A 26,372-nucleotide genomic window follows, 5' to 3' on the forward strand; every position below is an offset into this window, starting at 1 on the left:
CGATGCATCTCGCGTCGCAGCACCCTCTCCCCTGTTCCGATGCGAATCACGCGGCGAAAAGGCATGTCCCCATTGCGGGCGTGTGCGGCACGGGCGGAAACACATCCCAGGTGCCTTGGCCGTGCCGGAAGAAAACGATGCTCAATGGGCTGTTCGACACCACGCCCTCCAGACGAACGAATCGCACGCCGCCGGAACCGAAACGCCCGATCTGGGTCACCCTGGCCGGAATGGAGCGCGTCGGCGCGAGCCACTTGTCGACGAGATCTCTGAGGGAAATGCCATTGCCGTTCATTTCGTGCTCCTCGTTCTGCCTGCCCCCATGACCGAGCGTGCGTCTGTGTGTCGGCGACGGGTTGAGTACATTATTGAGGGCACCTGCTTCGATTGAAATCGGCGAGCCTTTAAACGTTGGTAGTCGGTGAAGCCATGAAGTAGGAATATTCCTAGCTGCATTCGCCGCTAGTGTCCCGAGTTAGAAATTCATTGCCTTATTTGCGTTGTGTGTACTAACCTGGGTTGCAGGGTTCGCAAATAAGCGAGGCAACGATGAGAGGAAGACCGAAGGCGCCACTGGTCCTGAGTGGGTCGGAACGCGAACAGCTCGTAGCGCTGACGATGCGACGCAAGACGGCACAGGCACTTGCCCTGAGAGCGCGTATTGTGCTGGCTTGCGCCGAGGGCATTGACAACAAGACGGTCGCGACAAGACAACGTGTCACCTCGCATACGGTTTCGAAGTGGCGTTCGCGATTCATCAATCACCGCGTGGACGGGTTGCTCGATGCACCGCGCCCGGGCGCACCGAGGACGATCGAGGACGCGCAGGTGGAGGCGGTCGTCGCACGCACGCTCGAATCCGTACCCACGGGCGCGACTCACTGGAGCACGCGCACAATGGCCCGCGAGATGGTGATGTCGCAGACAGCCGTGTCGCGGATCTGGCGTGCCTTCGGATTGCAGCCGCATCGGCAGGAGACCTTCAAGCTCTCCACTGATCCATTTTTCGTCGACAAGGTGCGCGATATCGTCGGGCTGTATCTGGACCCGCCGCTCAAGGCCATGGTGTTGTGCGTGGACGAAAAGAGCCAGATCCAGGCGCTGGACCGCACCCAGCCTATGCTGCCGCTGGCCCCGGGCATCCCTGAGCGACGCACGCACGACTATATGCGCCACGGCACGACCACACTGTTCGCGGCGCTGGACATCTCCACGGGCGAAGTCATTGGCGAACTGCATCGGCGTCATCGCAGCGGTGAATTCCTGCAGTTCCTGCGCACCATCGAGGCCAATGTGCCACCCCAACTGGAGGTCCATCTTGTGATGGACAACTACGGTACGCACAAGACTCCCTCGATCAATAACTGGTTGGCTCGCCATCCGCGTTTCCATGCGCATTTCACCCCCACATCTGCTTCGTGGATTAACCAGGTCGAACGATAGTTTGCCACGCTCAGCGAGACATACATCCGCCGTGGCACTCATCGCTCCACCCGGCAACTTGAACAGGCGATTCGCCAATACATCCAGATCAACAACACTGATCCGAGACCTTTCAACTGGACCAAATCGGCCGACGACATCCTCTCCAGCGTCAAGCGATTTTGTCTACGAATTTCTAACTCGGGACACTAGATCCCGAACACATAAGTCCAGCAGTATCGAGCCCGTGCTAGCGGCGCACAGCAGGTCTGGTGCGTGCGTCTTTACGTTCCCTTCGCGATCACGCATCCCGAACCCGGCGTCGCCGCGACCGCGAGTTCGACGATTTCAGTTGTGATCTCATCCTGACGGACGATGCGAGCGTCGCGCGTCAGTGCTTTCAACGTCTCGCCGACGTGGTCGCTCGCCGCGAGCATTGCGGTCATGCGAGCCGCGTTTTCTGCAGCAAAAGACAACATGAGTCCCTCGCATAGCTCGACATAAACGTAACGCTCCGCCAGCCCCGTCAACATCCTGTCTATCGGCAACGTGAGCAACGGCGCCCGCACGCATGGCGCCGTCTTGAAGCGGTCGAAATCGAACGGCACGAGCCGCCTCGTCACGACCGCCACCTGCGCCCCTTGCCCCGGCAGCGCATGCACCAGCCATATCGCCGACGCGGGATGCGCTTCGAACCGCGCAAACACGGCATCGCTGATGCGACCGGCCACACGCATCACGTCGTCCGCATGACTGGCCATTGGCAGGGACCAGTCGTACGCGAGCCCGCGTTCATCCGCCAGCGCCGCACCGCGCGTGCCGACCACGAACCGCGCAGCCGCGCGACCCGACGGCCAGTTTTCGACGCGTTCCAGCAGCCGCTCGTTGAACCCGCCGACGAAGCCCTGCTCCGTACAAAGCACGATCAGGACGGGCGTCAGGTCGCGCTCCGGCGGGGCGTCGCTCGCGTCTCGATGTGCCGTTGCCGCGAGCACCATGCCGATTGCCTCGCCAACCGTCGCCGCAACGGAACGTATCCCGGCGAGCCGCGCCTGCGCCTCGCGCTCGCGCGCCGCGGCGATCCCGCGCATCGCGCCGATCACAGCGTCCAGTTGATGCGCGGTCGCCATCCTGCCTTCGATTTCACTGAGCCGGCTGGTCATCGGCGTGCCCCCGTCGGGTCAGGTCGCCGGCCGCTTCCGGCTTCGCGCATTCGACGATTTCGCGTATGCCATCGATCAGGCGCTGACGCAGCGCGTCGTCGAGCGGCGCCGCGAGCGCGCCGGCATCCGGTGCGTCCCCCGTCAGCCCGTGCGCCGGGCCGGACGTCACGAGCCGCTGGCGCGCCAGTGCAATCGCTTCGACGGGCATGCCGTCGAACAGACCGTCGGCCAGCGCGCAGAGCAACGCGACCTGATCGATGCCCCGTAACGCGCTAAAGCGCGGTTGCGCGAACAAAGCACGGATGCGTTTGCCGCGCTCGACCTGCGCGACCACGCGGGCGTCCGCGAGCCCGCCGAAGCGGCTGAACACTTCCAGTTCGAGAAACTGCGCATAGTCGAGCCGCAAGCGCCCGGCGACGTCCCGCAATGCCGGATACTGCGCCTTCCCGCCCACGCGGCTCACACTCAGCCCGACATCGACGGCGGGACGCTGGTTGGCCGCGAACAGTGCCGTATCGAGCACGATCTGGCCATCCGTGATCGAAATCAGATTGGTCGGGATGTAGGCGGACAGATTGCCCGCGTCGGTTTCGGCAATCGGCAAGGCCGTCAGCGAGCCGCCTCCCAGATCCGCTGATAGCCGGGCCGCACGTTCGAGCAGACGGGCATGCAGATAGAAGATGTCCCCCGGATAGGCGTCGCGTCCCGGCGGCTCGCGCGTCAGCAACGCGAGTTCGCGATGCGTGGCCGCATGTTTGGTCAGATCGTCGACGACGATCAACGCGTGCTGCCCACGATCCCGGAAAAACTCCGCTATCGAGAAGCCGGCAAACGGCGCGATCCATTGCAATCCGGGCGGCGAGGCCGACGATGCCACCACGAAGACGCATCGTTCGGGGGCGCCGTATTGCCGTATCGCATCGATTGCGCGCTGTACGGTCGTCGAGCGCTGACCGATCGCCACATAGACGCAGATCACGTCGCTGTGTCGCTGATTGACGATCGTCTCGATTGCAAGCGATGTCTTGCCGGTGGCACGGTCGCCGATAATCAGTTCCCGCTGACCCCGGCCGACTGCAAACAACGCATCGACGATCAGCACGCCCGTTTCGAGCGGTTCACTGACGAACTCCCGGTCGATGATGGCGGGCGCCGGACGTTCGACGGGTAGCCGGCGCTCCGTCCTGATCGCTTCTCCGCCATCGAGCGGCCGTCCCAGCGGATCGACCACGCGCCCGAGCAGCGCCTCCCCAACCGGTACCTCGAGCACGGTATGGCGGGGCGTCACCCGCATACCCGCCTGCACCGACTCGCTGCTGTCGAGCATGACGACGCTCGCGACTTCCACGTCGAGCGAATGCACGTAGCCCGTGACGCCGCCATCGATATCGACCAGCTCGTCGAGCGCGACGTCCGGGAGTCCCGACACGAAGGCGATGCCGTCGGCGATCCGCTCCACGCGACCCATCGCGATCGCGCGCGTTTCCAGTTCGATCGCCGCAAGCGCGCTGCGTTTGCACGCCAGCCATCCGTCGTTCATGTCGTCACGCGTGTCCATCGTCGTCCAGCAAGCCGTTGCGAACCTGGTCCAGTTGATCGCGCCAGCTGTTGCGCACGATGCCATGCCGGCCGCCCAGTTCGAGTCCCGCGACCAGCGCGCCGTCGATCTGCGCGTGCCACGCGACAGCATGTCCAAGCGCGGCGGACAGCGCGGCCTCGCAAGCGCGCTGCTCGTCGGCCGTCAGCGCACGCGGTGCGGTCAATTGCAGTGAGGCGTCCGCCATCAGCTCCTGTCGCGCCGTCGACGAGAGTCGGTTCACGCCGTCTACGAGTCCGTCGATGAACGGCGCTACCCGTATCGAATCTGGCATGCGCTCCAGCAGCTTGCGCGCAATGTCGACCGCCAGCCGGACCGCACGCGCCGATGCCTCGTCGGCCAACGCCGCGCGGTCGCGCTGTATCTCCGCGGCTGCCTCGGCACGCAGGCGGTCGGCGTCGTCATGTGCCGCTGCGAGAAGCGCGGCGCGCTCGTGGCTCGCCTCGTGTTCGATCTGCGCCAGCGCCTCGGCTCTTCGCGCGGCGAGCTGGGCGTGTTCGGCCGTCATTGCGTCGAGTTCCGCGCGGGCCGCGAGCTTCGCTGCTTGCGCATCGTCGATGAGCGCCCGCGCCGCAGCCTGGCGCTCCGCGATGATCCTGGCGACGGGACGGAACAGATAGCGCTGCAGCAGCCACAGTAGCACCAGCACATTGACCGTCTGCAACGCCAGCGTCGACCAGTCGATCTTCATCGCTGCATCACTTCACGAAAGGATTGGCGAACAGCAGCAGCAACGCGATCACGAGACAGTAGATGGCCATGGTCTCGATCATCGCCAGGCCCACGAACAGCGTTCGGGACAAGGTGCCCGCCGCATCGGGCTGCCGCGCGATCGCGTCCATCGCGGCCGCCACCGCGCGGCCTTCGGCCAGCGCCGGACCGATCGCCCCGAACGACACCGCGAGCGCCGCGGCGGCAATGCTGATGATTTCGATCAGGTTCATGCAGGTTCCTTCTGGTTGTTGTCAGCCGGATGCTGCGTATCGCCGACGGCGGCGCCGATGAACACCATCGCGAGCACGGCGAAGATGTAAGCCTGCACGGCGCCGGTCAGCAGATCCAGCGCCATCAGGGGGATCGGCACGAGCAGGCCCGCGAGCGACAGCACGATGCCCACGACGAACACGCCGCTCATCACGTTGCCGAACAGGCGCACGACGAGCGAAAAGGTTCGCGTGAGCTGTTCGACGATGTTCAACGGAATCATCACCCACGTCGGCTCGGCGAAGGTCGCGAGGTAGCCGCGCACGCCGCGCGAGCGCACGCCGTACACCACTGTCGCGAGCAGCACGAGCAGCGCGAGCGCCGCATCGGTTTCCAGATGCGCGGTGGGCGGCTCGACGCCAGGCACGAGCGACGACCAGTTGGCGACCAGCACGAACAGGAAGAGCGTGCCGATCAGCGGGCGATACGGCGCCGGATCGGTCTGCATCGTGTCGCGAATCTGGGCATCGATCGTTTCGACCAGCAGTTCGAGTACCGTCTGCGTTCTGGAGGGCGCGACGGAAAGCTTGCGCGTCAGCAGCGCTGCGCCGATCGCCATGCACGCAACGATCGTCCAGCCGACGATCACGGACGCGGTGTTCCCAACAGGACCGGCATGCAGAACCGGCGCGGTGGTCAGCGGCGAGCGGATCATGGTTCGGCCCGCCCGAGCGTGAGCGCGATGCTGCGCGTCCACGCGAAGCCGCCTGTTCCTGCGAGCAGGGCCAGCACGCCCGCCTTCGCCAGAACGACAAACACGGCCGCCGTCAGCGCGAAACGCGACAGTTGCAGCAGCAGCGCGCCAACCGGGCGCCCTGCAACGAACAGCGCCGCATTCCTGCGCAGCGAAACAAAGTGCACCGCCCCCACGAGCAAGCCGACTGCAAGCCCGGTGACGAACCATGACAGTGCACTGTACAGATGAGCGAAAGCTGCATTAGTCATGATCTCTCCTTTGCTGCCGATGCATCCACTTCCATGCGGCCCATAGGCCGATCGCCGCGCCGATCATCAGTAGCGGCGCCGAGAAAAACACTCGCGTTCCCATCAGCCGGTCGAGCCAGCGACCCAGCGCGAGACAGACGAGCGTCGGCAAAACGATCGTCCAGCCGAGAATGCCGATCTGCCCGAGACGCGCCGCCAGGGACGGCTCCCGGTCTTCGCGCCCCATGGCGTCGCGATTCGCGGCGCGCCGCGCGGCGTTGGCGACGCGATCGTCAGCGGGGACATGGCCATTGCGCTGCCTCGTCATTCGGGTACTCCGCGCGCCGCTTGCGGACGCAGGTAACGCAACATCTGGCGGACTGCGTGAGCGTGCAGACGGGTCTGCTCGACACGCGCGCGCCGCATCGTATCCAGTTGTGCCGCGCGCACGCCGTGCACCTCGGCCTCCAGCCGTTGTAGGGACTCGCCCAGCACCGCTTCCCTGCATGCGATCGACACGGTCGAGCCGTTCGACACGATCAGCACGCCGCCGTCCACCGCGCCAAAATGCGTGATGCCGTCCGGCATCGTCCACCGCACGACGGACGCGCTGAGCAGCGTCACCATGTCCTCGTGTCCGGCGTGAATGCCGAATCCGCCGCTCTCGTCTTCCGCGCGCAACGAGACGATCGGCGAGCCATCCACCACGAGCTGCGCCGGTGTCGCGATGGTCAGTCTGAGCGTCGGGTCCGTCATGAGCGCGCCTCCTTCAGACGGCAGCGGCAGTGGCGCCCGCCTGCCTGCTGCGCGCTTCCTTCTCGCGCGCCTCGTCGAGCGTACCGATCATGTACAGCGAACTCTCCTGCCAGTCGTCGCACTCGCCGTCGAGCACCGCCTTGCATCCGGCGATCGTGTCGGCCAGCGTAACCGACCGGCCCGACTGTCCCGAGAACGCCTCCGTCACCGAGAACGGCTGCGTCAGAAAGCGCTGCAGGCGGCGGGCCCGCTGCACAATCCGGCGGTCGTCGGCACCGAGTTCTTCGATGCCGAGCAACGCGATGACATCCTGCAGTTCGCGCTGATGCTCGATCACACGCCGCACGGCATTAGCGACGTATGCATGCTCGTCGCCGACCACGAGCGGATCCAGCAGGATCGACGTCGAAGCGATCGGATCGATGGCGGGGTACATGCCTTCGGCAGCCTGCGCCCGCGACAGCACCACCATGCTGTCGACGTGCGATGAAATCGTTGTCACGGCAGGGTCGGTGAAATCGTCGGCGGGAACGTAGACGGCCTCGATCGCCGTTACGGCCGACTCGCCGACCGACGCGATCCGCTCCTGCAGCGCGGCCACCTCGCTCGCGAGCGTCGGCTGATAACCGACCCGCGACGGCATCCGTCCCAGCAGCCCCGAAACCTCAGCGCCTGCCTGCACGAACCGGAACACGTTGTCCATCAACAGCAGCACGTTCTGATGGCGTTCGTCGCGGAAGTACTCGGCGATCGTCAGCGCTGTCAGCGGCACCCGCCAGCGCGCTCCGGGCGGCTCGTTCATCTGTCCGTAGACCAGCACGGCGCGCGGCAGCACGCCCGAGCCGCGCATGTCCGCCAGCATTTCGTGACCCTCGCGCGAGCGTTCGCCGACACCTGCGAACACGGAAATGCCGCTGTGCTGCTCGGCCATCGCATGCATCAGCTCCATCACCAGCACCGTCTTTCCCACTCCCGCCCCGCCGAACATCGCGGCCGTGCCACCCTGTGCGAGCGGCGTGAGCAGGTCGATGATCTTGATCCCGGTCGCGAACAGCCGCGTCGCGCCGCGTTGCGCGGACAGCGCCGGCGGCGCACGGTGAATCGGACGGCGTTCGACGCTCTGCGGCAACGGCGCGCCCGCATCCCGCACGGCACCCGACACGTCGAATAGCCGCCCGAGCGTCACGGAGCCAACGGGGACCTCGATCGGCAGCCCGCTCGAATGCGCGGGCATGCCCCGTGCGATGCCTGCCGTGGACTGCAGCGCGAGCGCCCGCACGACGGTCTCGCTGACATGCGCCTGCACTTCCGCGAGAATGGGCTGTCGACCGTCGCCCGTCGAAATCAACATGGCCGTATCGACGGGCGGCAGCGCCTCGCCCGCGAATTCGACATCGACAACAGCGCCGCGCGCTGCGATCACGCGTCCCGTCGCCGCGAAGCCTGCGGCCTGGCCGATTTCTCTACTCTGGTGCATCGACACGTCCCGCGCTCCACGTCGAATTCCTGAACCCCTTCAAGATAACGGCCAGCGCCGGGTTACAACTGATCCTGATCAATGACTGCACGCATGCGTTGCATCGCGAAAGCGAGGTCCGGTGTGTTTCGCTGAAAACGGGCAGCGATTGACAGGGATCAATCAGATCTGCGCACGCCCGTCTACGCTCGATCTGATGGACAACACCTCGCGCGCGGCCGACACGATGAAAACCATCCTGATCATTGCCGTCCTGTTTGCCATCCATGCGCTGGCCAGCTGTGGAATCGCCCCGTCGCTCCATGGGAATGACCAGGTCAAGACCGCTTTTGCCGACGTCATCACGCTCTACGACGAACGCCTGGCACTGGTCGATGAAACGACCGCCCTCGCCCGCCGCTATCTGCCTGCGGAGGCATCGACGCTGAGGACCGTTTCAGATGCCCGCTCAGTCATCGAAGCCTTGCATGCGACGCCGGCACTCGTCGACCAACCCGCGTTGTTCGAACGCTTCGATGTGGCGCAGCGTCAGATGACGGATGCGATCTCGGAACTCATGATCGTGTGCGAATCGGTGCGCCGGCTCGACACGGCGCCACGCTTTCAGACGCTGCAAATGCGGCTTGCGTCGTCGGCGGCGCGCATCGCGGCTGGGCGAGATCGCTACGACCACGCAGCCCTTCAATACAACGCGACGTTGCACCGGTTCCCGCTTGATCTGGCGGAAGCCCTGCATGCGGATCAGGACAACCCCACCTTCACCACCCGGGACGGCTCGCCCGTGCACCGCCGTCCGCGCACGGACTTCGGTACACTGCGCGGCTCGCTGCGTGTTTGACCGGGCAAGGCAAACGGACACGCCGCTTTGTCCGTTTGTCCGGCCGTCACGCCATGTGCATTCCGCCGTTGATGGCCAGGTCAGCTCCCGTGATGAAGGCCGCGCTATCGGAACATAGAAACGCGACCAAAGCCGCCACTTCCTCCGGCCGTCCAAGACGTCCGACGGGAATCTGCGGCAGGATTTTCGTTTCCATGATGTCGCGCGGCACTGCCTCGACCATCGCCGTCGCGAGATAGCCCGGCGATACCGTATTGACCGTGACGCCGCGCTTCGCGACTTCCAGCGCGAGCGCCTTCGTAAATCCATGTACGCCGGCCTTGGCCGCCGAATAGTTGGTCTGCCCGAACGCACCCCGCGATCCGTTCACCAATCCGATGTTGACGATGCGCCCATAGCCGCGTTCGACCATACCAGGCAAGAACGGCTTCGTCATGTTGAACAGACCGTCGAGATCCGTTCGCAGCACGCTGCCCCAATCGGCTTTGCTCATACGGGGCAAACGTCGCATCGCGTGTAATGCCCGCATTGTTGATCAGGATGTCCACCTTCCCGAGTTCATCGAGCACGCGGCGTGCGCAACGCTCGCACGAATCGAAGTCGGCGACGTCGGCCTCGTACGCCCGAAAGTTTCGGCCCGCGTCGCGCTCCTTCATCAGCCATGTCGCGACGTGATCGTTACGCGCCGAATACGACATCGCCACGGTGACGCCTGCATCGTGAAGCGCCTGGCTGATCGTAGCGCCAAGGCCGCCCTTGCCACCCGTGACAAAAGCCACACGTTCTGTTTTCATCTCAGGCTCCTGCTGTTGCACGATTGGCAGGTGCGCGCGACTGCACCACGGACGAGCGCACGACGCTCAGCATTTCGTCCTGACACGCGCGCAGCCATGCGCTAAAACTGCCAAAGGGTGCATCGGCACCAGGCAGCTTTTGCAGCGGAGCGAACCAGAACAGTCGCCATGCGCTCGAAAGGTGCGTGAGTTCGTCGATCAGTCCGGCCTGGTGCTGCGCGGCATTCAGCGCAGCGTCGCCCCAGATAGAAAAGGTCTCGTTCGCATAGGCCTGCATCGTGCACTGCAGGGCCGATGTGAACGCATACACGTCGCCCGATTGCGTCAGTGCCGCCTCGATACGGTGCAAGGCGTCGCGATCCCGCCTGATGACCCGGCTCTCCAACGCGTTCAGATCGCGCCGCCAGTCTTCCACGAGTTCAGCCAGCCGGATCGGCTCAGCCAGTTCGGCCCGGCAAATCTCGATTGGCGCGGCAGCGTCGGGTAACCGGTTCATGATGCTTGCTCCTCGTGGAATGCGGTCTGTGCGTCCGTACGAGCGTCCATCTCCACTCTAGCCGCGCGTGCTGCGTTGCGATTGACATGTATCAAGCCGGCCGGCCACCGCAGACGGTTGATCTGCATCAACCGGCCCGGAAGAACGGGTCATAGACTCCAGTGCACCGCGGGCGCTGCCCGTTTATCCGCATTCCTTCGGGAGCATTGGCGATGAGCTACACAAGCATCCTTGTTCATCTGGATACCAGCACGCATGCAAATGCGCGACTCGAACTGGCGGCGCAGTTAGCGCACCGCTTTCACGCGAAACTGACGGGGGTGTTTTCGGCCTACGTGCCAGACTCGCACACCCTGTTCATCATGGCGGGCACGGCCAGCTATTACGCCGAACACGCGCGCCAACGGCAGGAGCAGCGTGACGAACTCAAACGCCTCTTTCACGCCGAACTGGCCCGACTGGAAGTCGACGGACAGTGGATCTCGGCCGAAGGCTATCCAAATGAAGCGATGCCGCCGTATTCGCGTCTTGCCGATCTGGTCGTCGCCGGGCAGACGGACCTGAACGATCCGGAGTCGTTCGTCGCCGAGCAGTTCGTCGAGAATCTGATCATGGCTGCCGGCCGGCCGGTGCTTCTGATGCCGTCGAGCGGCTCGTTCGCGGACTGCGGCAAGCATGTGCTGATTGCGTGGGACGGCAGCCGCGAAGCGACCCGCGCCCTGCACGATGCGATGCCCTTTCTGTCGAATGCCACAAACGTCACGCTGCTCACGATCAACGCGGATCGCGATGAACCGGCGGGCCACCGTATTCCAGGCGCCGACATTGCGCTGACGCTTGCGCGTCATGGCGTGAAGGTCGAAGTGCGCGAAGTCAACGCCGATCGCTACGCGCCCGTCGGAGAAGTGCTGTTGTCCCAGGCGGCGGATCGCGGTTGCGATCTGGTCGTGATGGGCGCCTACGCGCATACCCGTCTGCGTGAACTCGTGATGGGCGGCGCTACGCGAACGCTGCTCCGGTCGATGACCGTGCCCGTTCTGTTCTCACACTAGTCGTGGAAGGATTGCCATGTACAACCGCATACTCATCGCACTCGACGGCAGCGACACCGCGTCGCGCGCCCTCGATATCGCTCTGGACCTCGCCGCCGAACACGATGCTCAGGTCCTGCCGCTGTACGTGATCGACGTGCCCATGATCGCCTATAACGTGCCCGGCTTCGATCCTTCCATCATCCGCGATGCTTTCGACGAGGAAGGCAAGCGCATCGCCTCCGATGCGAGCGCACGAATCGCACGACGCGGCATGACAGGCACGCCGCGTGTCGTCGAAGTCGCCCCTCCCGGAGAGGACGTCGCCCATCGCATCAACGAAACGGCCGACGAGTGGCGCGCCGATCTCATCGTCATGGGCACGCATGGACGACGGGGCTTCCGGCGTATGGTGCTGGGCAGTGTCGCCGAACGGGTGTTGCGAGGCGCGGCCTGTCCCGTCCTGATGATTCCGGCGAACACCGCCGGATCGACTTCGGAGACGGCAACCGACACACCTGCCGAAAAGGAACTGACATGAGTTACAAGACTCTGCTCGTCCACATTGACGATAGCCGTCACAGCGCAGCCCGAATCGCGCTTTCGCTTGATCTCGCGAAGCGTTGGGATGCCCATCTGATCGGCCTCTATGCCGTTTGCACCGATCTGCTGCCCGACGCTCTGAAGCAGAGCCAAAGCCGCCCGTTCGCGGAACTCGAGGCCCGCCACGCCGAACTCCGGCAGAAAGCGCATGACAGCTTTCTCGCCGCTGCGGAACAGGCTGGCCACCGCAGCGTCGAATGGCGTGCGCCGCGCGGACCCGCGCCGGAAGTGGCGATGCTTCATGCCCGCCATGCCGACCTGCTGATCCTGGGTCAGGACGATTCGAAAGACGCCGCTTCGTATGTGGCGCCCAATTTCGTCGGCAATCTCGTGCTCGACGCAGGCCGTCCGGCGCTCATCGTTCCTCATGCGGGCACGGTGCACGGGTTGGGCGAAAACGTGCTGATCGCCTGGGACGGCAGCCGCGAAGCCGCTCGCGCCGTGGCAGACGCACTGCCGCTGCTCGAGCGTGCCCGCTACGTGACCGTCGACATCGTGCAACATGCTGACGGGCCCCGCGACGCGCCCGTCGGAATCGACGTCGCGGCGTGGCTCGATACGCATGGGGTGACCACATCGTTTGCTACCACCCGCACTCATATCGGAGCGAATGCCGGCGCCACGCTGCTCAACCGGGCGTCGGATTTGCACATCGATCTGCTGGTGATGGGCGCTTACGGCCATTCCCGCGCACGCGAGCGCGTGTTCGGCGGTGTTACGCGAACGATGCTGGAATCGATGACCTTGCCCGTGCTGATGTCGCATTGAGCTGAGCGCAAACGGTGCGACACGCACTCAACTGACGCAAACAAAGGCGTGACACCATGTATATCGGGTCGGTGTCACGCCATCTTGTCGTTTCGGCCAGGCGCGGTAGAAGAAGTAGTGTGTGCGAGCGGTATCGGCCTGACCGGGACGCCGCGTCGCGACGCGTCACGCTTGTGTACGTGCGCTGGAGCCATCATGCCGGAGCAGCAGAACAGGCCGCTGCGTCGAGCGTACGAGCGACTCCGCGACGCTGCCGAGCAGGAACCGCTGGGCGCCGCGCCTTCCGTGCGTACCGATCACGATGATGTCGGCGTCGCATTCTTCGGCTGCGCGCGCCAATACCTCGGACACGCTTTCACCGTACGCATCGATCGCGCGCGTTTTCCCGCTGACGCCCGATTCCCTGAACAGCGCATTCGCCTCGTCGAATATGCGCGTGGCAGCGTTTGACGCGGCGGAAGGTTCGGGTTCGAACTCGAACCGCGCCGCTCACCTCCCCCGGCCACCGGCCACGGTCCACGACCTACAGCGCATACACCACGCCACTCGAGAGTTTCGCGAGCCTGACCGCCTCGCCCAGCGCGCTCTGCGCGCTCGCGCTGTCGTCAAGCGCAACAAGGATTCGGTCGTACATGATGAACCTCCAGTCGTGATGCCTCGGCCAACCGGAACGGGAACCAGGCTGCATGACAGGCAGTGTGTTCCTGTCCCAAGGTGATCGATTGACTCAGGTCAACCGGACGGTGGTCCTGCGAATGCTGCGTGACGATCATCTTATGTAAGCGCACAAGAAGGCGAATTTTTTGGGGTCACGTGCGTGACATACGAACGCGTACAATTAAACGATATCGAACGTCAGTCGTGCCGGACAGCGCCTGGAAGCAGCCATGCGTCGTCGGGGCGACAGACAGCGGCTTCGCGAAATCGGTCAAGTTTCACCGGCACTCTGTCAGCCAGGAAGAAACCCAACCATGATCAAGGTACTGTTGGCCGACGACCATGCGCTAGTACGCGACGGCTTGCGTCACATTCTCCAGAGCGCCAGCGGATTCGAAGTGGCTGGCGAAGCATGGGACGGCGTCACCACGATCGCGCTCATTCGCTCAACGCAGGCGCAAGTGCTGGTTCTCGACCTGACGATGCCGGGCCGCAACGGCATCGAACTCATCAAGCAGATCAAGGACGAGCAACCTGCGTTGCGCATCCTCGTGCTGACGATGCACGCGGAGCAACAGTACGCAGTCCGCGCATTCAAGGCGGGCGCCTCTGGCTATCTGACGAAGGAAAGCGCAAGCGGGGAGCTCGTCAACGCCGTCACGAAGATAGCGGGCGGCGGTGTGTACATCAGCCTGGCGATGGCTGAACGCTTCGCGCAAACGCTGAACCAGCCTGTCGAAGCGCTGCCGCATCAACGGCTCTCGGACCGTGAGTTCGATGTCTTCAGACGAATCGTCTCCGGTCAGAGCATTACGGAGATCGCCCACGAACTCTGTGTGAGCGTCAAGACGGTCAGCACGCACAAGACACGCGTGCTCGAGAAAATGCAGATGGCCAATGAGAACGCGCTCGTGCGATACGCGATTCGCAATAAGCTTGTCGATTACGACGACATATAAATGGGTTTTCCTTGCAATTGCCAGCGTGGGTAGGACTTTTCTTAGTTTTTCTACCTCGCTTCCTATTCCGGTTAAAGCGCCGCCGATATTTTTTAGCCATACGCGCGCCGATACTTGAAGCATATCGACGCCGCCATCACACCGATGCGGCAAGCGCACCGAATCTCGAGAACACCGCATAACCCGGCACGGCACGCAGTCGATCAGGTCCTTGCCGCGCATCGCGCGCATATGACGGATAGGAGATGCACATGCTTGCGCCAAACACGCTGATGTCCAGTCGCGCTCCGGAACGCGCCGTTGCCGCGGTCATTCCGATTCGGCCCGCCGAGCAGAGCAATGCGCCCCGTCGAGGCGCGACGCGCTGCTCGTCGTGCACGATGCGCTCCATCTGTATGCCGGCTGATCTGAGCGCCGAAGATCTGTCGAAGCTCGATGCAGTGATCTGCTCCACGAAGACCGTCAAACGCGGCGACACCTTGTATCGCGCCGGCGATACGTTCAAGAGCATCTACGCGATACGCGCCGGATCGTTCAAAACGGTCGTCATGCACCGCGACGACCGCGAGCATGTGACGGGATTCGAGATCGCGGGCGAAACGCTCGGGCTGGACGGTGTCTGCGCCGGGCAGCACAACTGCGACGCGATTGCACTTGAAGACAGTGTTGTCTGCATCATTCCGTTCGCGCAACTCGAGATCATCTGTCGCGAGGTGAAGTCGATGCAGCATCACATCTATCAGCTGATGAGCGGCGAAATCGTGCGGGAGTCCGGGCAAATGATGCTGCTCGGCACCATGTCGGCGGAGCAGCGCGTGGCGACATTCCTTCTCAATCTCTCCCGGCGGTTCAAGACGCGCGGCTTCTCGGCCGCTGAGCTCCACTTGCGCATGACACGCGAGGAAATCGGCTGCTACCTGGGCATGAAGCTCGAAACCGTGAGCCGTATGTTTTCGAAATTCCAGCGCGAGCAACTTGTGAATGCAAACGGAAAGACGGTTCGGATCGTCGACCCAGAGCGGCTCGCGAAAGTCTGACCGCGCATGGCGAGAAGCGGGTCGAGCAGCGTCGGCGGCACTCGGGTGTGCTGGCGTGCGGGCTGCCGACGTCAATCAAGACGTTGATTTGGCTCAAAGGCGCGTCGCTATGACATGCCACGATCTGGATCGCTTGCCGAGACGGCCGTTAAGAAACGTCGTCGACGCATGGGAAATCATCAGATCCATAAAGGAGCTTTTGTCGTGAGCCATGCCCGTTGGTCCATCCTGCTTGCCTGCCTCGCAGGTCTCTTCGCTGCCGTACCGAACACGGCCGATGCGCGAGTCGATGAGCCGACCGAACTGGTCAACCAGCAGCATTGCATGTTCTGTCATACGTCGGATGCGCCCTTTCTTGCGCCGTCGTTTCGTCAGATCGCGGACCGTTACCGAGACGTGCCCGATGCGAAGGCGATGCTGGAAATCAAGCTGAGAAAAGGTGGCCGCGCGCATTGGGGAGACACGCCCATGCCTCTGCCGTCCGAACGCGGCGGCCCGCTATCCGCCGAAGATGCACATACACTGGTCGAGTGGGTCATGTCGCAATGAACTTCTTTTCCGCGTCTTTTACTTTTTCTTTTTCCGCTCACGGAGACACCGATGCGAATAACCGTTCACCTCGATACGTTCCAATGCGCCGAGGTAGCGCATGCGGTGCTCTGGCTCGATCGCGAATCGCGTAAATGGTCACGGGAAGGACACGCCGTGATCGATCTGCCGGAATGGGGCACTTTGGCGTACACGAAAGGCAACACCCGTATTCATGCCGCCGACCACGACCGTGCGACCTGCGAACTCACGGGACTCGATCTCGGTTCAACCGCAGGTCCGTGCGAAGGCGCGTCGGGACAGGCATTGTGGTATCGCCATGCGCATCACACGCCCATTCCCGGTAAGTTGCATATTCAGTGCGTCGACAACACAGCGTCGGATCCCGAGAACGGCGTGTTCGCCGAAGGTGGCCTCTGAATCCGCTTCCTTCCGCCAGACCTTATTGCCGCCGCTGTTTCGACGCATTCTGAGTCGCCTGAAGCTCCTTTTCCGCGGCGTCGAACGCCCAGCGGACGGCCTGTTCCGCATCTTCGCTCGAACAATGTTCGATGGGTTTGAGTTCTCGCGCACGAGTGATCAGATCGAGGCGCACCTCGTAGCTCGGCTTGGCCGACGGCGAATGAACCTGCTCGATCGCCAGATGGCAATTTGAAAGAAGCCCGCTGTAACGCTCCAGACGCACCAGTTGCGCGGCCGCCTCGCCTTCCAGCCGTGCCGTCCCACAGAAGCCGAGATAGACGATCTGCATCCCGATGCCCATCTTCGCCTCCATCCGATGCCCAGATTCACCGCGCCTTGCCAACCTCTTCGGCCACCCTGACATCATCGCGTGCGCCGGGCTGTCGTCGTTGACCTGCATCAATCGGCTTAACGGCGTGTACTCGCCGGAGCCTGATCGCATCCGCCTCGGGCACTCCCCGTAGGCGGCCGCCGCGGAAAAGGTAAAACCCGCATGCCCTGGCCGGCCGGCGCAAACGTGTTCGGGGCACACATGGGAGCCGAAACGCGCGATCATAATTCGCATGTAGGCTATAAATGAGCTACCGCCGCGGCGGCTCGAGCGCTGCCTCGGCAAAGCGGCGCCGGTGCAGCGGTTGCATCGTTAAACGACGGCGATCGAATGGAGCCGTATAAGCAACCGGGCAGCTTGACTCACGAACTCTTCCGGGAAGTCGTGGAAGCCGCACCCAACGCGATCGTCATGGCCGACCGGGACGGTCTTATCGTTCTCGTCAACGCGCAGGCGGAAAAGCTGTTCGGTTATTCGCGCAACGAACTGGTCGGCAACAGTGTGGACATCCTCGTGCCCGAGCGCCTGCGCCGCGCGCATCCCGAGTACCGCCGCATGTTCTACGGCGACCTGAGCAGCAGACCGATGGGGACCGGCCGCGACCTTTTTGCGTTACGAAAGGACGGCACCGAAGTTCCCGTCGAAATCGGGCTGAACCCGGTTACAACGACGGAGGGCATATTTGTACTGGCTGCCATCGTCGACATTACCGAACGCCGTCGCCTCGAGGAGCGCTTCCGGCACGTGGTGGAAGCTGCGCCGAATGCAATGGTGATGGTGGATCAGGAAGGAAAGATCGTCCTCGTGAATGCGCAGACCGAGCATCTGTTCGGCTACAGCCGCGAGCAGCTGTTCGGGAAGTCGATCGAAACGCTGGTGCCGGAACGGTTTCGGACAGGTCATCGAGTCTCCCGGAGCGCCTATCTGCATGATCTGAAACCGCGCCCGATGGGTATGGGCCGTGACCTGTACGGCCGTCGTCAGGACGGCTCGGAGTTTCCGGTGGAGATCGGGCTCAACCCCGTGCGCACGTCCAATGAAGACTTCGTGCTCGCCGCCATTGTCGACATCACGGAGAGAAAGCGCGCGGAGCAGGAACTCATACGCCGGACGGAAGAACTCGCGCGCTCGAATCAGTATCTCGAACAATTTGCGTATGTGGCGTCTCACGATCTACAGGAGCCGTTACGCGCCGTCGCGGGTCCGCTTCAGCTGCTTCAGCGCCGCTATCAAGGACAACTCGATGCGCGCGCGGACGAATTTATCATGCACGCAGTCGATGGCGCCACGCGGATGCAGAAGCTGATCGACGACCTACTCTCCTATTCCCGTGTCGGACGGCCGGGCGCAGTTCAGCAGTTGACTAAATGTGCCGCCGCACTTGACCAGGCACTGAAGAGCTTGAGTGTCGTGCTGCAGGAGTCGGGGGCGCAGATCACGCGGTGCGAACTGCCTTCCGTCATGGCAAGCATCGTTGATGTAAATCAAGAACAGGTAGGCATCTTGGTGAGTCACTATTGCTAGTCCTCACCTCGAAGTACGGTCACAATGCATCCGGCAAAGCATTCTCAGTTCGATCCGCACTTACGATCCGTCATCAATCCAACCGAAGAAAAATCGAAACCGTCAACGCCACGACTTGTTGGCTCGCATCGTCCAGGGCTGATTGGAAGAGGCACGGCATTTGAAGAAAGGAGCCTTGCGTGAACACGACAGCAGCGACCTTCAACATTTCACCGCGAGATTGTGACCTCACGAATTGCATCGTTGACAGCATTCGTCGTGACCCTTCGTTGAGCCTCGAGCCGATTATCGTCGACGTACGCAACAGCCGAGCCGTCTTGCGCGGTACGGTCTCGAGTTGCGCCGCCCGAGTTGCGGCACGCAACGCCGCTGAAAAGGTACAAGGTATTACGTCCGTGACTTCGGAGCTGACCGTTAGTGTGCCTCCGCATTTGCGCCGCAGCGACACGGAGATACGCGACGCTGTGCTCGATGCGCTGAAATGGAGGGCGTACCTACCCTGTGGCGCGGTTACGGTGACCGTTCGCGACGGATGTGTGACCCTTTCCGGTCGGGTAGATTGGTCATATCAACGAAAACTCGCCGAGAAAGTTCTTTTGCCGCTACTGGGTATCACGTCGATCAGCAATGAACTTCGTGTTAGCGACCGGCAAATCCAGATGGAAGTTTCAGCACGAATCCGCGCCAGACTTCGCTTGGCCGCCGAGAGGCAAGCCGACGCAATCAAGGTCAAGGTGCGGGGCGGAGTTGCCACGTTGCGCGGCCAATTGCCTGTCGTCGACGAGCGTGCATTCGTGATCTCTGCCGCGCAAAGCCACCCTGAAGTGCGGCAGGTATCTGACGAGCTGCGCTCAAGGTCAAGACCACGCATGCGACGCCGGACATCAGTATCAAATGCACTTGACCGGCAAAAACTCGGCATAAAATAAGTCTGGTAAGGACTATTTCCGGCCACCGTTGTCGTACCGGTTCTGGTGCAAATATGAGGCGGGCGGGTTAGGCTCAGGGGTTTATAGATCCGCGCAGCGCGAACAGATGAGTAAATTGGGGAAAATTGACGGGCTGTTCGAAGGCCGGCATTTCGATCGCGAAGTCATCGTCTTGTGCGTGCGTTGGTACCCGCGTTACAAGCTGAGCCTGCGCGATCTGGTCGAGATGATCTCCGAACGGGGTCTTTCTCTGGCGCACACGGCGATCATGCGCTGGGTCAAGCGGGTGGTACTCGCGTTGCCGAATTATCGGTAAAGTTAGTCGCGAGAGGGTGCGCCCGGCCGCGTAACGTCCTTGCGGCCTGATGGCTTGACGTCCGCGTGGCCATGCGGCGTCGCCGGGCGCGTGGGTTGCGTCAGGCCGGAAAGCCGTCGGCTGCGTTCGACGACTTGTCACGCTCGTCCGGCACGAAGGCGATGCCGTCCTGCCGGCACATGCGGCGCACCGCGCGCCGCGCGGTAATCAGGCCGGACGGCAGGCCGCCGCCGGGCATGACCCACTGGCCGATCATCAGGAACCGCCGCAAGCCGGGCAACGCGGGCGGCAAGGGTCTTACGCCCGTCTGCGGCGTGAGCAGCCAGCCTTCCATGCTGCCTTGCCAGTTGCGCGTGCAGTGGACCACGGTGGCGGGCGTCGACACGTCGACCACTTCTATCGCGTCACGTACACAGGGCGTGCGCTCGTCGAATATCGCGATAACGCTGTTCGCCACGCGCTGCTTTTCCGCTTCATATCCTTGCGGGTCGTGCTCGCTCAACCACGACCAGTACCCCACGTTGCGCGTGGGCAGCGTGCACGTCACGGCGGTCTTGCCTGCAGGCGCGAACGTTGGATCGTAGTGGAACAGCCTGAAGGCGATCTGATGTAGCACTGTTTGCGGGTCCAATGTGAACGGCTTGTTGAGCAGTCGCATCACATATCCGCACTGCTGCGAAAGATCGCGCGCCACGCCGAGGCTCACCTGCAGGAACGAAGGGAAGGGCTTGTACGTGCGATAGACGTGCGCCATGCGCGGGCCGACATACCGCCCGTCGAGCATGTTGTACACGGTCGTGTGCCCGTCGGCGGCGGAGACGACCCAGTCGGCGTCGATGCGCTCGCCGTCGTCCAGTTGCACACCCACTGCAGTGTCGTCTTCCACGAGAATCTGCTTGACGCTCGAGCCCGTGCGCAACACACCACCGAGCTGCTGCAGGTTCTGCGCGATCGGACCGATCACCGCGTGCGAGCCGCCTATTGGATAGCCGGCGTTGCGGTTGCTGACCCATGCGAGCGCGAAAACTAGCGCAACGACCGCGAGCTGCGCGTTTTCTCCTTCGCCGAAGAAGCCTCGCAGCAACGAGTCGTTGAACCGCTTGCCATAGTCTTCGGAAGTAATGTGCGAGAGGTTTTGCAGAAGAGGCATGTGGCGAAGCAATTGCAGCCCCGTCGTGAGGCGGTCCTGCCAGGCGCTGCTCAACGACGGCAGCGGGCAGTGGCTCAGGCTGCGGACGGCATGCATGAACTGGCGGATCTGTGCTTCGTCCTGCGGTGCGTGTCGCAGCAGCTCCGCTTCGAGCCGCTCGAGATTCGAGTAGATGGACAGACTATTTCCTTCTTCGCTTTCTACACGCATCCATTCTTCCGGGTAGACGAAATGAAGGCGGTCGATATCGAACACTTCGCGCCATAACGCGTGCATGGGATCGTGCAAATTCGACCCGAGCAGCCAGTGCAGACAAGCTTCGAACGTATAAGTGCCGCGCTGCCAGCTGGTGGCGAGTCCGCCGGGACGTTCGTGCTGCTCGAGCACGGTGACGGCGTATCCGCACTTGCGCGCGTGAACCGCGGCGCACAGGCCAGCGATGCCGGCGCCGATGATGACGACCTTTCGGGGAATGGGGTTCATGGCTGCGACTCCGGCGGGATGAGGAGAGCGTATGACGCGTATTACGACGCGTACGGCCCGTATGGGAACGTGTGGGACGTTGGATGTACGCGCGCCACACACATCGACTAATGTGCTGCGCGGTGCGGCGCTACTGTTGATCTGTATCAAGCGCAGCACGAACGACATCATGATCTGGTTGGCGGATGCAGTGCTCGGGGCACGCGCTGATTGCGCTCTTTATCGTCGGCGGGCTCGTCACGATTTGGGTGGGCGCGGCGCTGGGCTGGAAGCGGGTGCTTGAGCCGTTCTGCCAGCTAGTACATCTTGTCGCCATCGGCGTGGTGGGGGCTCATCACCTGCTGTCCTGATGGTTACGTTCACCAACTCGATCCCGGCTAGTGGCCTGCGAGTGCAAATAAAATTGTCAATTAGAAATGACGCCAGCTTATACGGCTTGTCTTTGACGGGATTCTGGATTGACAGACTTATTTTGATCGACGCTTGCGGACCCTTCCTTGCGCGGACGATTCAGTGGCTACTCCCTGTCAGCGGGGTTTGGCGAAGCTGGGCAGGTACGGATAAATTCCAGACCGTTAGTTGCGCATGATTGCTCACAATGCGACGTGAATCGTTGAATACACACGACGGCAGCGATATGCTTCGCACCTTAACGGGAATGACGAAGACAGAAACGTATCGAAGGGAGACGACACAATGCGATTGCGACGTATCACCGCGCGACGCTCCTCCGTGCATGGCAAGGGACTGTTTGCGCTTCAGCCGATCGCCGCAGGCGAGCGGCTCATCGAGTACAAGGGTGAAGTGACCAGCTGGCGGCGGGCAGCGGCACGCCAACGATCGGAAGCCGGCCATACGTTCGTGTTCGGCCTGTCTGACGGTCGCGTCATCGATGGCAGTCGCGGCGGAAACAGCGCCCGTTTCCTGAACCACGCGTGCACGCCCAACTGCGAGGCGATCGAGACGGGCGATCGCATCTTCATCCACGCCCTCACCGGCATCAGGCCTGACGAAGAACTTTTCATCGACGGCGAGATGAGCGAAGACATCCGTGCCCAGTACGCTTGTCATTGCGGTCATTCCGCCTGCCGCAGATCAATGCTTGGCAGTGCATGACCGCGACGTAAATGCGGCGTTGCCCACACGCACAGGGCTGGGTGCATGACGATAGCTGGCCTGTGTATGCCGGCGATACCTGTTTGCGTCCTGTCTGCGCATCCCGTAACGGGCCCCGGCGAACTATAAGCGTCCAGCAGACGAGCAACGCTGGGCAGGTACCGTCGCTTGTCGGATTGGCAATGGTCGGTATGGGACGTCAAGCAGCCGCTCGGCACCTTCGCTTTATGACAAGACGCCGGCCATAAACGCCGTTGGCGTGACCATCGTATAACTGCAGCCATGATTAGTATTGCTGACGTCAAGCACACGATCAGGTCGAACGGCGGCTTTGTGCGCGTCCAGAGGACAGTAGTCGACCCTCAACGGCCACACGCGGTCGCGATGGCTCGAAGGCCGCTTCCAGCGGTACAGTGGTCATTCGGGTTGGTATTGATCAGGTCTCTCGCAATGCGGGCTCGTTTCCACCCGTTCGTTTGGCCTTTCTCTCCGGGCACCGTGCGCGAATTACCGCCCTCACTGCGGCTCGCGCCTTGGGGAAGACGATGAAGACGCCGCCGAAGATATTCGCGAAAGCGCAGGGCCATCACCGTAAGAAGACTTCATTGCGATTGCGCTTCGAGCGCCAGTTCTGGCCGAAGTCAATCCGCACTCGGTAGCCGCCATTGCGGGACTGACAATCTGCCCGACACGAATTCTCTTAACCCGTTGTGAGAACCAAGGACCGTAGCAAAGTAAGCATCCGCTTGAATATGCGCCTGCGCACATTCGCGACGCGAACTTCATCCGGGGATGTACTTACTGCCCTTCCATGTAACGCCACCTATCTTGAAGACGCACGCATATCGTTGCAGCATCTTGAGGCCACGCGTGGTTCACGATGCACAGTGTATTCGCCATTAATGGGCAGTGCGTGAACGGCTATCAGAAGATCAACATAAAGCTTGCTGTCCTGGCGCGCAGCGACTTCACCTCCCCCGACCAGATCGCGTTGACCCTTTTTTTGCCCAACAACACATGAGGATCAAGCAACTTCTGAACGCGCCTCGTGCTGCGATAGCTGCAGAGATCGGGAGGTCTCAAACTGCCGGTCCAAATAATGAAGGTGAACAAACATGACGAACGTACTTAGGCAGAAATGGGTGCAGATCATCGTGGCCGTGTTGGTCCTCGCCCTCCCCGGCGTCGCAAGCGCCAATATGATATTCGGCAGCATCGTCGTGTTCGGTACGAGCCTTTCCGACCCCGGCAATGCATTCACGCTGCTGGCTCACCCACCGGCCGGACAGAGTGTGGCGGGCAACGTCAGTCAGAACAAGCCGCCTTACGACACCCTCGACGAGTCGCTGGTTCCGAGCGCCCCTTACGCAAAGGGCGGGCACCACTTCAGCAACGGAGCGACTTGGATCGAGCAGTTCGCCCAGGGCAGAGGGCTGGCCGCGTACGTCCAGCCTGCGTTCCAGAGCACCAGCGGCAAGGCGCGCAACTACGCAGTGGGCGGGGCAAGGGCCACGCAGTTTCCGAATACGGTCAATCTGCCGCAGCAAGTGCAGACATTTCTCCAGGATGTGAACCAGACTGCTCCATCGGACGCGCTGTACGTCATCGAGATGGGAAGTAACGATCTTCGTGATGCCCTTGTCACGTTTTTCACCGTGTACCAGGCAACGGGCAGTCAAAGCCAGGCGGCGGCGGCGGCGAATGCCATCGTGACCAATGCCCTGAACGGCATCGCCCAAAGTATTCAGACGCTTTATACCTCTGGGGCAAGAAAGTTTCTTGTCTGGAATGCGCCGAGGATAGAGTTGACACCGGCTGTTCGGGCGTTGGGCCCTGGCGCAGGGATCGTGGCCCGGAACCTGGTGGACGGATTCAATCAGGGGCTAGCCCAAAACGTCCTGTCTTCGGCGGCACTCGGTAGCCTGCCCGGCATCCAGATCGCGGAAATGGACATCTCCGGCCAGATGGTGGTCATCATCCAATCGCCGGGCAACTTCGGCCTCACCGATGTCACCGATCCCTGCGTAACCCCAATATGCCGCCTTTTACGTGCCAGCAGCCTGACGATTATTTCTTCTGGGATGGGATCCACCCGACGAAGGCAGTACACGCGCTAATTGCGCAACTGGCAGTGGGTACCTTGGCACAGTATCCTGGCCCTTAGCGCGGCCGCATGGACCGGCAACGACATGTCGACGGACGCGTGGTACTTGTTTCAACGTCCATGGATGGTCACGAAACAAATGTCAAGAGGACGCGACAGGGACGTTTGACCGAAAGAGGTCCGCTATCCGAGGGGACCTGACATTCGAGTGTCCGTGCGAGCGGCCAGCGAACGGCTGTAAGTGGCCGACTGTACTCATTCACTGAAGTCGCCCGAAAGCAGCCGTCGAAGATTTCAACGGCTGCCCTACAGCACCTTCATTGAACTGGTGCTCTCGGCCACTTGCCGCCGTTCGCCATCCATGTCCTGTGGCCCGCTCGAGCGGCGGCTTCGCATCGCAAACGGCCATAGCCGAACGATGCCGAGGTTCCGGAAGGCCGATATAGCTTCTGCCTTCAACGCCGAAATTTCGAGCGAAGAAGCAGGCGCTAAGGGTTGGTTGTACTCGAAATCTGCTGTCCAAGTCGAACGATTTCCTTGACCTGCAGACCCCGGTCCTCGTGGCTATTGAGCAAATCCTCGGCGAGGAAGGCCTTGCGTGCTCGGTGGTTGTCGCCGCCCCCGCTGACGTGTCGCCGCTCTTGCGAATGCAAGGTGTCTACGCAACCTCGCTTGCGGAACTCTTTCGCGGCCAGAGCAAGCACGTGCTGCAGCTGATGGATTCGCTGATCCGCTACGCGATGGCGCAACGCGAGATCGCACCGCGATCGGCGAGCCGCCGCCCACACGCCGCGTAATGCCGTTCAGTTAAGCACTGGACGGCATTTTTGATCGTGAGGCAGGAGGCGGTCGTAAACAGCACGCCGGAAATGCTAACTTCCCGGGCGGTGCCAGCCACCTGACCTTTCTGCTTCAAGTGCAGCCGGCGGCCGATCCAGATTATTTAGCCGGCCCTGCTTGCTGGCGTAGCCGACCGCGCATGATCGTAACCGCTGAAGGGAGCGCGTGCCATGTATTGTCCACGACAGGCGTCGCGTAGGCCTGCTGGTCCCCTGACTCAAGACGCAGTAGCAGAAAGTTGGCACTCGAGGTACTTGAGCCAATCATGTCTCCGTGATTGTTCAGGTCCTTGATACGTGCCAGGTCCTGCCCTGCAGGAAGATTGACGACCAGATCGGCCAGATTCAGGCGCACTCCGGGTCGGGGCACGATGTAACTGATGGGAGGTCCGCCCTGAGAATCAAATGACGTGATAACAATCAGCTTGTTGTCGTTGAAAAGCAGGCCATTACTGCTTTCGTTCTCGACAAGGTAGGTATAAAAAACGCCGTTGCTTCCCCACACCCCGATGCGCTCATGGTAAGGCCGCCCAATTTTAAAGGAGTAGCCGAGAACATCGCCCGCCTGGTTAATGGCCTCGCCCCAGGCCAGATTTTCAGTCGGATCCCCCGGAAACGGATCGAGGATGGTACCGAGCCCGTTGCGCGTGTTCAAACGAAAGGCGCGATCTCCATTGAAGCCAAAATAACTAGTCCCATCGATGAGTTGATTGTTGTTCAGGCATCTACAAAATCCCGCCGTAAAAACGAACGGAAAATATGATGCGGTGATGTTCTGACGGAAGTTGATCGGCGTCGGCGTGCCGTCTCGGTAAAGCACAAAGGTGGCTCCGGTATCAGTAAATGACCATACCAGAGCGGTGTCGTTATCGTTAAGCGCGATGACAAAGGCGAACTGCTCTCCGGGCTGCGGCGGAATGAGCGTGACCTGGTTTCCGCGGAATAAAGCGGCACGACCGATGAAATTTGTGGGGTCGATCACAACGCTGCCGCCAATAGTGCCGCTGGCGTTGACCGGACCGCCAAAACTGAGTGGTGGCGCCTGCAGCGGAAGAACGGTCAA

The 26,372-nt window shown here is 62.1% G+C and carries 25 protein-coding genes and 7 pseudogenes; 16 read left to right on the plus strand and 16 right to left on the minus strand.

Annotated elements, in window-relative coordinates; all coding sequences use genetic code 11:
- Positions 1-46: 46 nt before the first annotated feature.
- Positions 47-295, minus strand: coding sequence for a hypothetical protein (locus tag H1204_RS46695; protein WP_180735688.1), 249 nt, complete (start codon positions 293-295; stop codon positions 47-49).
- 254 nt (positions 296-549) lie between these two features.
- Here H1204_RS46695 and H1204_RS46700 point away from each other — a divergent pair.
- Positions 550-1,635: pseudogene (locus H1204_RS46700) on the plus strand (IS630 family transposase).
- A 71-nt stretch (positions 1,636-1,706) separates the two neighbouring features.
- On the opposite strand, the gene H1204_RS46705 reads toward H1204_RS46700, so the two are convergent.
- The 9 genes from H1204_RS46705 to atpD are packed head-to-tail and all read right to left on the minus strand — an operon-like array spanning position 1,707 to position 8,323.
- Positions 1,707-2,585, minus strand: coding sequence for a FoF1 ATP synthase subunit gamma (locus H1204_RS46705; RefSeq protein WP_180735689.1), 879 nt, complete (start codon positions 2,583-2,585; stop codon positions 1,707-1,709).
- The gene (locus tag H1204_RS46710) at positions 2,566-4,143 is read right to left on the minus strand and encodes a F0F1 ATP synthase subunit alpha (RefSeq protein ID WP_180735690.1); all 1,578 of its coding nucleotides are present in this window, start codon (positions 4,141-4,143) and stop codon (positions 2,566-2,568) included. Before H1204_RS46710 ends, H1204_RS46705 begins: the two co-directional genes overlap by 20 nt.
- Positions 4,130-4,873: a F0F1 ATP synthase subunit B gene (locus tag H1204_RS46715; RefSeq protein WP_180735691.1), complete on the minus strand. Its 744-nt coding sequence runs from the start codon at positions 4,871-4,873 to the stop codon at positions 4,130-4,132. Before H1204_RS46715 ends, H1204_RS46710 begins: the two co-directional genes overlap by 14 nt.
- 7 nt (positions 4,874-4,880) lie before the next feature.
- Entirely contained in the window at positions 4,881-5,126 is a 246-nt protein-coding gene (locus H1204_RS46720) for a F0F1 ATP synthase subunit C (RefSeq protein ID WP_180735692.1), read from the minus strand.
- Positions 5,123-5,821, minus strand: coding sequence for a F0F1 ATP synthase subunit A (locus tag H1204_RS46725; RefSeq protein ID WP_180735693.1), 699 nt, complete (start codon positions 5,819-5,821; stop codon positions 5,123-5,125). Before H1204_RS46725 ends, H1204_RS46720 begins: the two co-directional genes overlap by 4 nt.
- The gene (locus H1204_RS46730) at positions 5,818-6,111 is read right to left on the minus strand and encodes an ATP synthase subunit I (RefSeq protein WP_180735694.1); all 294 of its coding nucleotides are present in this window, start codon (positions 6,109-6,111) and stop codon (positions 5,818-5,820) included. The genes H1204_RS46725 and H1204_RS46730 overlap by 4 nt, the downstream gene beginning before the upstream one ends.
- On the minus strand, positions 6,104-6,418 hold the full coding sequence (locus tag H1204_RS46735) for an AtpZ/AtpI family protein (RefSeq protein ID WP_180735695.1): 315 nt from the start codon (positions 6,416-6,418) through the stop codon (positions 6,104-6,106). Before H1204_RS46735 ends, H1204_RS46730 begins: the two co-directional genes overlap by 8 nt.
- Entirely contained in the window at positions 6,415-6,846 is a 432-nt protein-coding gene (locus H1204_RS46740) for a F0F1 ATP synthase subunit epsilon (RefSeq protein WP_180735696.1), read from the minus strand. Before H1204_RS46740 ends, H1204_RS46735 begins: the two co-directional genes overlap by 4 nt.
- 13 nt (positions 6,847-6,859) lie before the next feature.
- Positions 6,860-8,323, minus strand: a complete 1,464-nt coding sequence (gene atpD / locus H1204_RS46745; protein ID WP_180735697.1) for a F0F1 ATP synthase subunit beta — start codon at positions 8,321-8,323, stop codon at positions 6,860-6,862.
- Between the two features lie 196 nt (positions 8,324-8,519).
- Here atpD and H1204_RS46750 point away from each other — a divergent pair, with 196 nt between their 5' ends.
- Complete coding sequence (locus tag H1204_RS46750) at positions 8,520-9,161, plus strand: LemA family protein (protein WP_243469050.1); 642 nt, start codon at positions 8,520-8,522, stop codon at positions 9,159-9,161.
- Between the two features lie 46 nt (positions 9,162-9,207).
- Here the strand turns inward: H1204_RS46750 and H1204_RS46755 are convergent.
- Together H1204_RS46755 and H1204_RS46760 are read right to left on the minus strand one after the other, a co-directional pair.
- Positions 9,208-9,955, minus strand: a pseudogene (locus H1204_RS46755) (beta-ketoacyl-ACP reductase).
- Between the two features lies 1 nt (position 9,956).
- Positions 9,957-10,451 (minus strand): hypothetical protein, encoded by a 495-nt coding sequence (locus H1204_RS46760; protein ID WP_180735698.1) that lies wholly within the window; start codon positions 10,449-10,451, stop codon positions 9,957-9,959.
- 212 nt (positions 10,452-10,663) lie between these two features.
- Here H1204_RS46760 and H1204_RS46765 point away from each other — a divergent pair, with 212 nt between their 5' ends.
- From H1204_RS46765 to H1204_RS46775, 3 genes are read left to right on the plus strand one after another with little or no spacing between them, the layout of a single operon-like run.
- Complete coding sequence (locus H1204_RS46765; protein ID WP_180735699.1) at positions 10,664-11,503, plus strand: universal stress protein; 840 nt, start codon at positions 10,664-10,666, stop codon at positions 11,501-11,503.
- Between the two features lie 16 nt (positions 11,504-11,519).
- Positions 11,520-12,023 (plus strand): universal stress protein, encoded by a 504-nt coding sequence (locus H1204_RS46770; protein ID WP_180735700.1) that lies wholly within the window; start codon positions 11,520-11,522, stop codon positions 12,021-12,023.
- Complete coding sequence (locus tag H1204_RS46775; RefSeq protein ID WP_180735701.1) at positions 12,020-12,853, plus strand: universal stress protein; 834 nt, start codon at positions 12,020-12,022, stop codon at positions 12,851-12,853. The genes H1204_RS46770 and H1204_RS46775 overlap by 4 nt, the downstream gene beginning before the upstream one ends.
- 165 nt (positions 12,854-13,018) lie before the next feature.
- On the opposite strand, the pseudogene H1204_RS46780 reads toward H1204_RS46775, so the two are convergent.
- Positions 13,019-13,487 (minus strand): annotated as a pseudogene (locus tag H1204_RS46780) (universal stress protein).
- Positions 13,488-13,824: 337 nt separating this feature from the next.
- Between H1204_RS46780 and H1204_RS46785 the strand changes: the two are divergent.
- The 4 genes from H1204_RS46785 (at position 13,825) to H1204_RS46800 (ending at position 16,475) form a co-directional block, all read left to right on the plus strand.
- Positions 13,825-14,469, plus strand: a complete 645-nt coding sequence (locus tag H1204_RS46785) for a response regulator transcription factor (RefSeq protein ID WP_180735702.1) — start codon at positions 13,825-13,827, stop codon at positions 14,467-14,469.
- Between the two features lie 251 nt (positions 14,470-14,720).
- The gene (gene fnr, locus H1204_RS46790) at positions 14,721-15,506 is read left to right on the plus strand and encodes a fumarate/nitrate reduction transcriptional regulator Fnr (protein ID WP_180735703.1); all 786 of its coding nucleotides are present in this window, start codon (positions 14,721-14,723) and stop codon (positions 15,504-15,506) included.
- A 204-nt stretch (positions 15,507-15,710) separates the two neighbouring features.
- Positions 15,711-16,055 carry a c-type cytochrome gene (locus H1204_RS46795; protein ID WP_243469051.1) on the plus strand — a complete coding sequence of 115 codons (345 nt, stop codon included), beginning with the start codon at positions 15,711-15,713 and terminating at the stop codon, positions 16,053-16,055.
- Between the two features lie 51 nt (positions 16,056-16,106).
- Positions 16,107-16,475, plus strand: a complete 369-nt coding sequence (locus H1204_RS46800; RefSeq protein ID WP_180735705.1) for a DUF3564 domain-containing protein — start codon at positions 16,107-16,109, stop codon at positions 16,473-16,475.
- A 22-nt stretch (positions 16,476-16,497) separates the two neighbouring features.
- On the opposite strand, the gene H1204_RS46805 is transcribed toward H1204_RS46800, so the two are convergent.
- On the minus strand, positions 16,498-16,818 hold the full coding sequence (locus H1204_RS46805) for a hypothetical protein (protein ID WP_180736356.1): 321 nt from the start codon (positions 16,816-16,818) through the stop codon (positions 16,498-16,500).
- A 360-nt stretch (positions 16,819-17,178) separates the two neighbouring features.
- On the opposite strand from H1204_RS46805, the pseudogene H1204_RS46810 reads away from it, so the two are divergent.
- From H1204_RS46810 to H1204_RS46820, 3 genes and pseudogenes are all read left to right on the plus strand, one after another.
- Positions 17,179-18,309: pseudogene (locus tag H1204_RS46810) on the plus strand (PAS domain S-box protein); the annotation flags it as partial.
- 242 nt (positions 18,310-18,551) lie between these two features.
- Entirely contained in the window at positions 18,552-19,301 is a 750-nt protein-coding gene (locus tag H1204_RS46815) for a BON domain-containing protein (protein ID WP_180735706.1), read from the plus strand.
- Between the two features lie 106 nt (positions 19,302-19,407).
- A pseudogene (locus H1204_RS46820) lies at positions 19,408-19,587 on the plus strand (IS6 family transposase); the annotation flags it as partial.
- Positions 19,588-19,717: 130 nt separating this feature from the next.
- Here the strand turns inward: H1204_RS46820 and H1204_RS46825 are convergent.
- The gene (locus tag H1204_RS46825; RefSeq protein WP_180735707.1) at positions 19,718-21,250 is read right to left on the minus strand and encodes an NAD(P)/FAD-dependent oxidoreductase; all 1,533 of its coding nucleotides are present in this window, start codon (positions 21,248-21,250) and stop codon (positions 19,718-19,720) included.
- 169 nt (positions 21,251-21,419) lie between these two features.
- Between H1204_RS46825 and H1204_RS46830 the strand changes: the two are divergent.
- From H1204_RS46830 to H1204_RS46845, 4 genes and pseudogenes are all read left to right on the plus strand, one after another.
- Positions 21,420-21,582: pseudogene (locus H1204_RS46830) on the plus strand (DUF2784 domain-containing protein); the annotation flags it as partial.
- A 364-nt stretch (positions 21,583-21,946) separates the two neighbouring features.
- Positions 21,947-22,366 carry an SET domain-containing protein-lysine N-methyltransferase gene (locus H1204_RS46835; RefSeq protein WP_180735709.1) on the plus strand — a complete coding sequence of 140 codons (420 nt, stop codon included), beginning with the start codon at positions 21,947-21,949 and terminating at the stop codon, positions 22,364-22,366.
- A gap of 1,115 nt (positions 22,367-23,481) precedes the next feature.
- Positions 23,482-24,483, plus strand: a complete 1,002-nt coding sequence (locus H1204_RS53165; protein WP_346015789.1) for an SGNH/GDSL hydrolase family protein — start codon at positions 23,482-23,484, stop codon at positions 24,481-24,483.
- A gap of 553 nt (positions 24,484-25,036) precedes the next feature.
- Positions 25,037-25,260, plus strand: a pseudogene (locus H1204_RS46845) (flagellum-specific ATP synthase FliI); the annotation flags it as partial.
- A gap of 149 nt (positions 25,261-25,409) precedes the next feature.
- On the opposite strand, the gene H1204_RS46850 reads toward H1204_RS46845, so the two are convergent.
- The gene (locus H1204_RS46850) at positions 25,410-26,372 is read right to left on the minus strand and encodes a hypothetical protein (RefSeq protein ID WP_180735710.1); all 963 of its coding nucleotides are present in this window, start codon (positions 26,370-26,372) and stop codon (positions 25,410-25,412) included.

The organism is Paraburkholderia sp. PGU19 (genome assembly GCF_013426915.1).
In the GTDB taxonomy this organism is placed as follows: Bacteria; Pseudomonadota; Gammaproteobacteria; order Burkholderiales; family Burkholderiaceae; genus Paraburkholderia.

Bases quoted from the DNA above. Each gene is read 5' to 3' on its own strand.
- H1204_RS46695 (WP_180735688.1), bottom strand. From the start codon at position 295: ATGAACGGCAATGGCATTTCCCTCAGAGATCTCGTCGACAAGTGGCTC.
- H1204_RS46705 (WP_180735689.1), bottom strand. From the start codon at position 2,585: ATGACCAGCCGGCTCAGTGAAATCGAAGGCAGGATGGCGACCGCGCAT.
- H1204_RS46710 (WP_180735690.1), bottom strand. From the start codon at position 4,143: ATGGACACGCGTGACGACATGAACGACGGATGGCTGGCGTGCAAACGC.
- H1204_RS46715 (WP_180735691.1), bottom strand. From the start codon at position 4,873: ATGAAGATCGACTGGTCGACGCTGGCGTTGCAGACGGTCAATGTGCTG.
- H1204_RS46720 (WP_180735692.1), bottom strand. From the start codon at position 5,126: ATGAACCTGATCGAAATCATCAGCATTGCCGCCGCGGCGCTCGCGGTG.
- H1204_RS46725 (WP_180735693.1), bottom strand. From the start codon at position 5,821: ATGATCCGCTCGCCGCTGACCACCGCGCCGGTTCTGCATGCCGGTCCT.
- H1204_RS46730 (WP_180735694.1), bottom strand. From the start codon at position 6,111: ATGACTAATGCAGCTTTCGCTCATCTGTACAGTGCACTGTCATGGTTC.
- H1204_RS46735 (WP_180735695.1), bottom strand. From the start codon at position 6,418: ATGACGAGGCAGCGCAATGGCCATGTCCCCGCTGACGATCGCGTCGCC.
- H1204_RS46740 (WP_180735696.1), bottom strand. From the start codon at position 6,846: ATGACGGACCCGACGCTCAGACTGACCATCGCGACACCGGCGCAGCTC.
- atpD (WP_180735697.1), bottom strand. From the start codon at position 8,323: ATGCACCAGAGTAGAGAAATCGGCCAGGCCGCAGGCTTCGCGGCGACG.
- H1204_RS46750 (WP_243469050.1), top strand. From the start codon at position 8,520: ATGGACAACACCTCGCGCGCGGCCGACACGATGAAAACCATCCTGATC.
- H1204_RS46760 (WP_180735698.1), bottom strand. From the start codon at position 10,451: ATGAACCGGTTACCCGACGCTGCCGCGCCAATCGAGATTTGCCGGGCC.
- H1204_RS46765 (WP_180735699.1), top strand. From the start codon at position 10,664: ATGAGCTACACAAGCATCCTTGTTCATCTGGATACCAGCACGCATGCA.
- H1204_RS46770 (WP_180735700.1), top strand. From the start codon at position 11,520: ATGTACAACCGCATACTCATCGCACTCGACGGCAGCGACACCGCGTCG.
- H1204_RS46775 (WP_180735701.1), top strand. From the start codon at position 12,020: ATGAGTTACAAGACTCTGCTCGTCCACATTGACGATAGCCGTCACAGC.
- H1204_RS46785 (WP_180735702.1), top strand. From the start codon at position 13,825: ATGATCAAGGTACTGTTGGCCGACGACCATGCGCTAGTACGCGACGGC.
- fnr (WP_180735703.1), top strand. From the start codon at position 14,721: ATGCTTGCGCCAAACACGCTGATGTCCAGTCGCGCTCCGGAACGCGCC.
- H1204_RS46800 (WP_180735705.1), top strand. From the start codon at position 16,107: ATGCGAATAACCGTTCACCTCGATACGTTCCAATGCGCCGAGGTAGCG.
- H1204_RS46805 (WP_180736356.1), bottom strand. From the start codon at position 16,818: ATGGGCATCGGGATGCAGATCGTCTATCTCGGCTTCTGTGGGACGGCA.
- H1204_RS46825 (WP_180735707.1), bottom strand. From the start codon at position 21,250: ATGAACCCCATTCCCCGAAAGGTCGTCATCATCGGCGCCGGCATCGCT.
- H1204_RS46835 (WP_180735709.1), top strand. From the start codon at position 21,947: ATGCGATTGCGACGTATCACCGCGCGACGCTCCTCCGTGCATGGCAAG.
- H1204_RS53165 (WP_346015789.1), top strand. From the start codon at position 23,482: ATGACGAACGTACTTAGGCAGAAATGGGTGCAGATCATCGTGGCCGTG.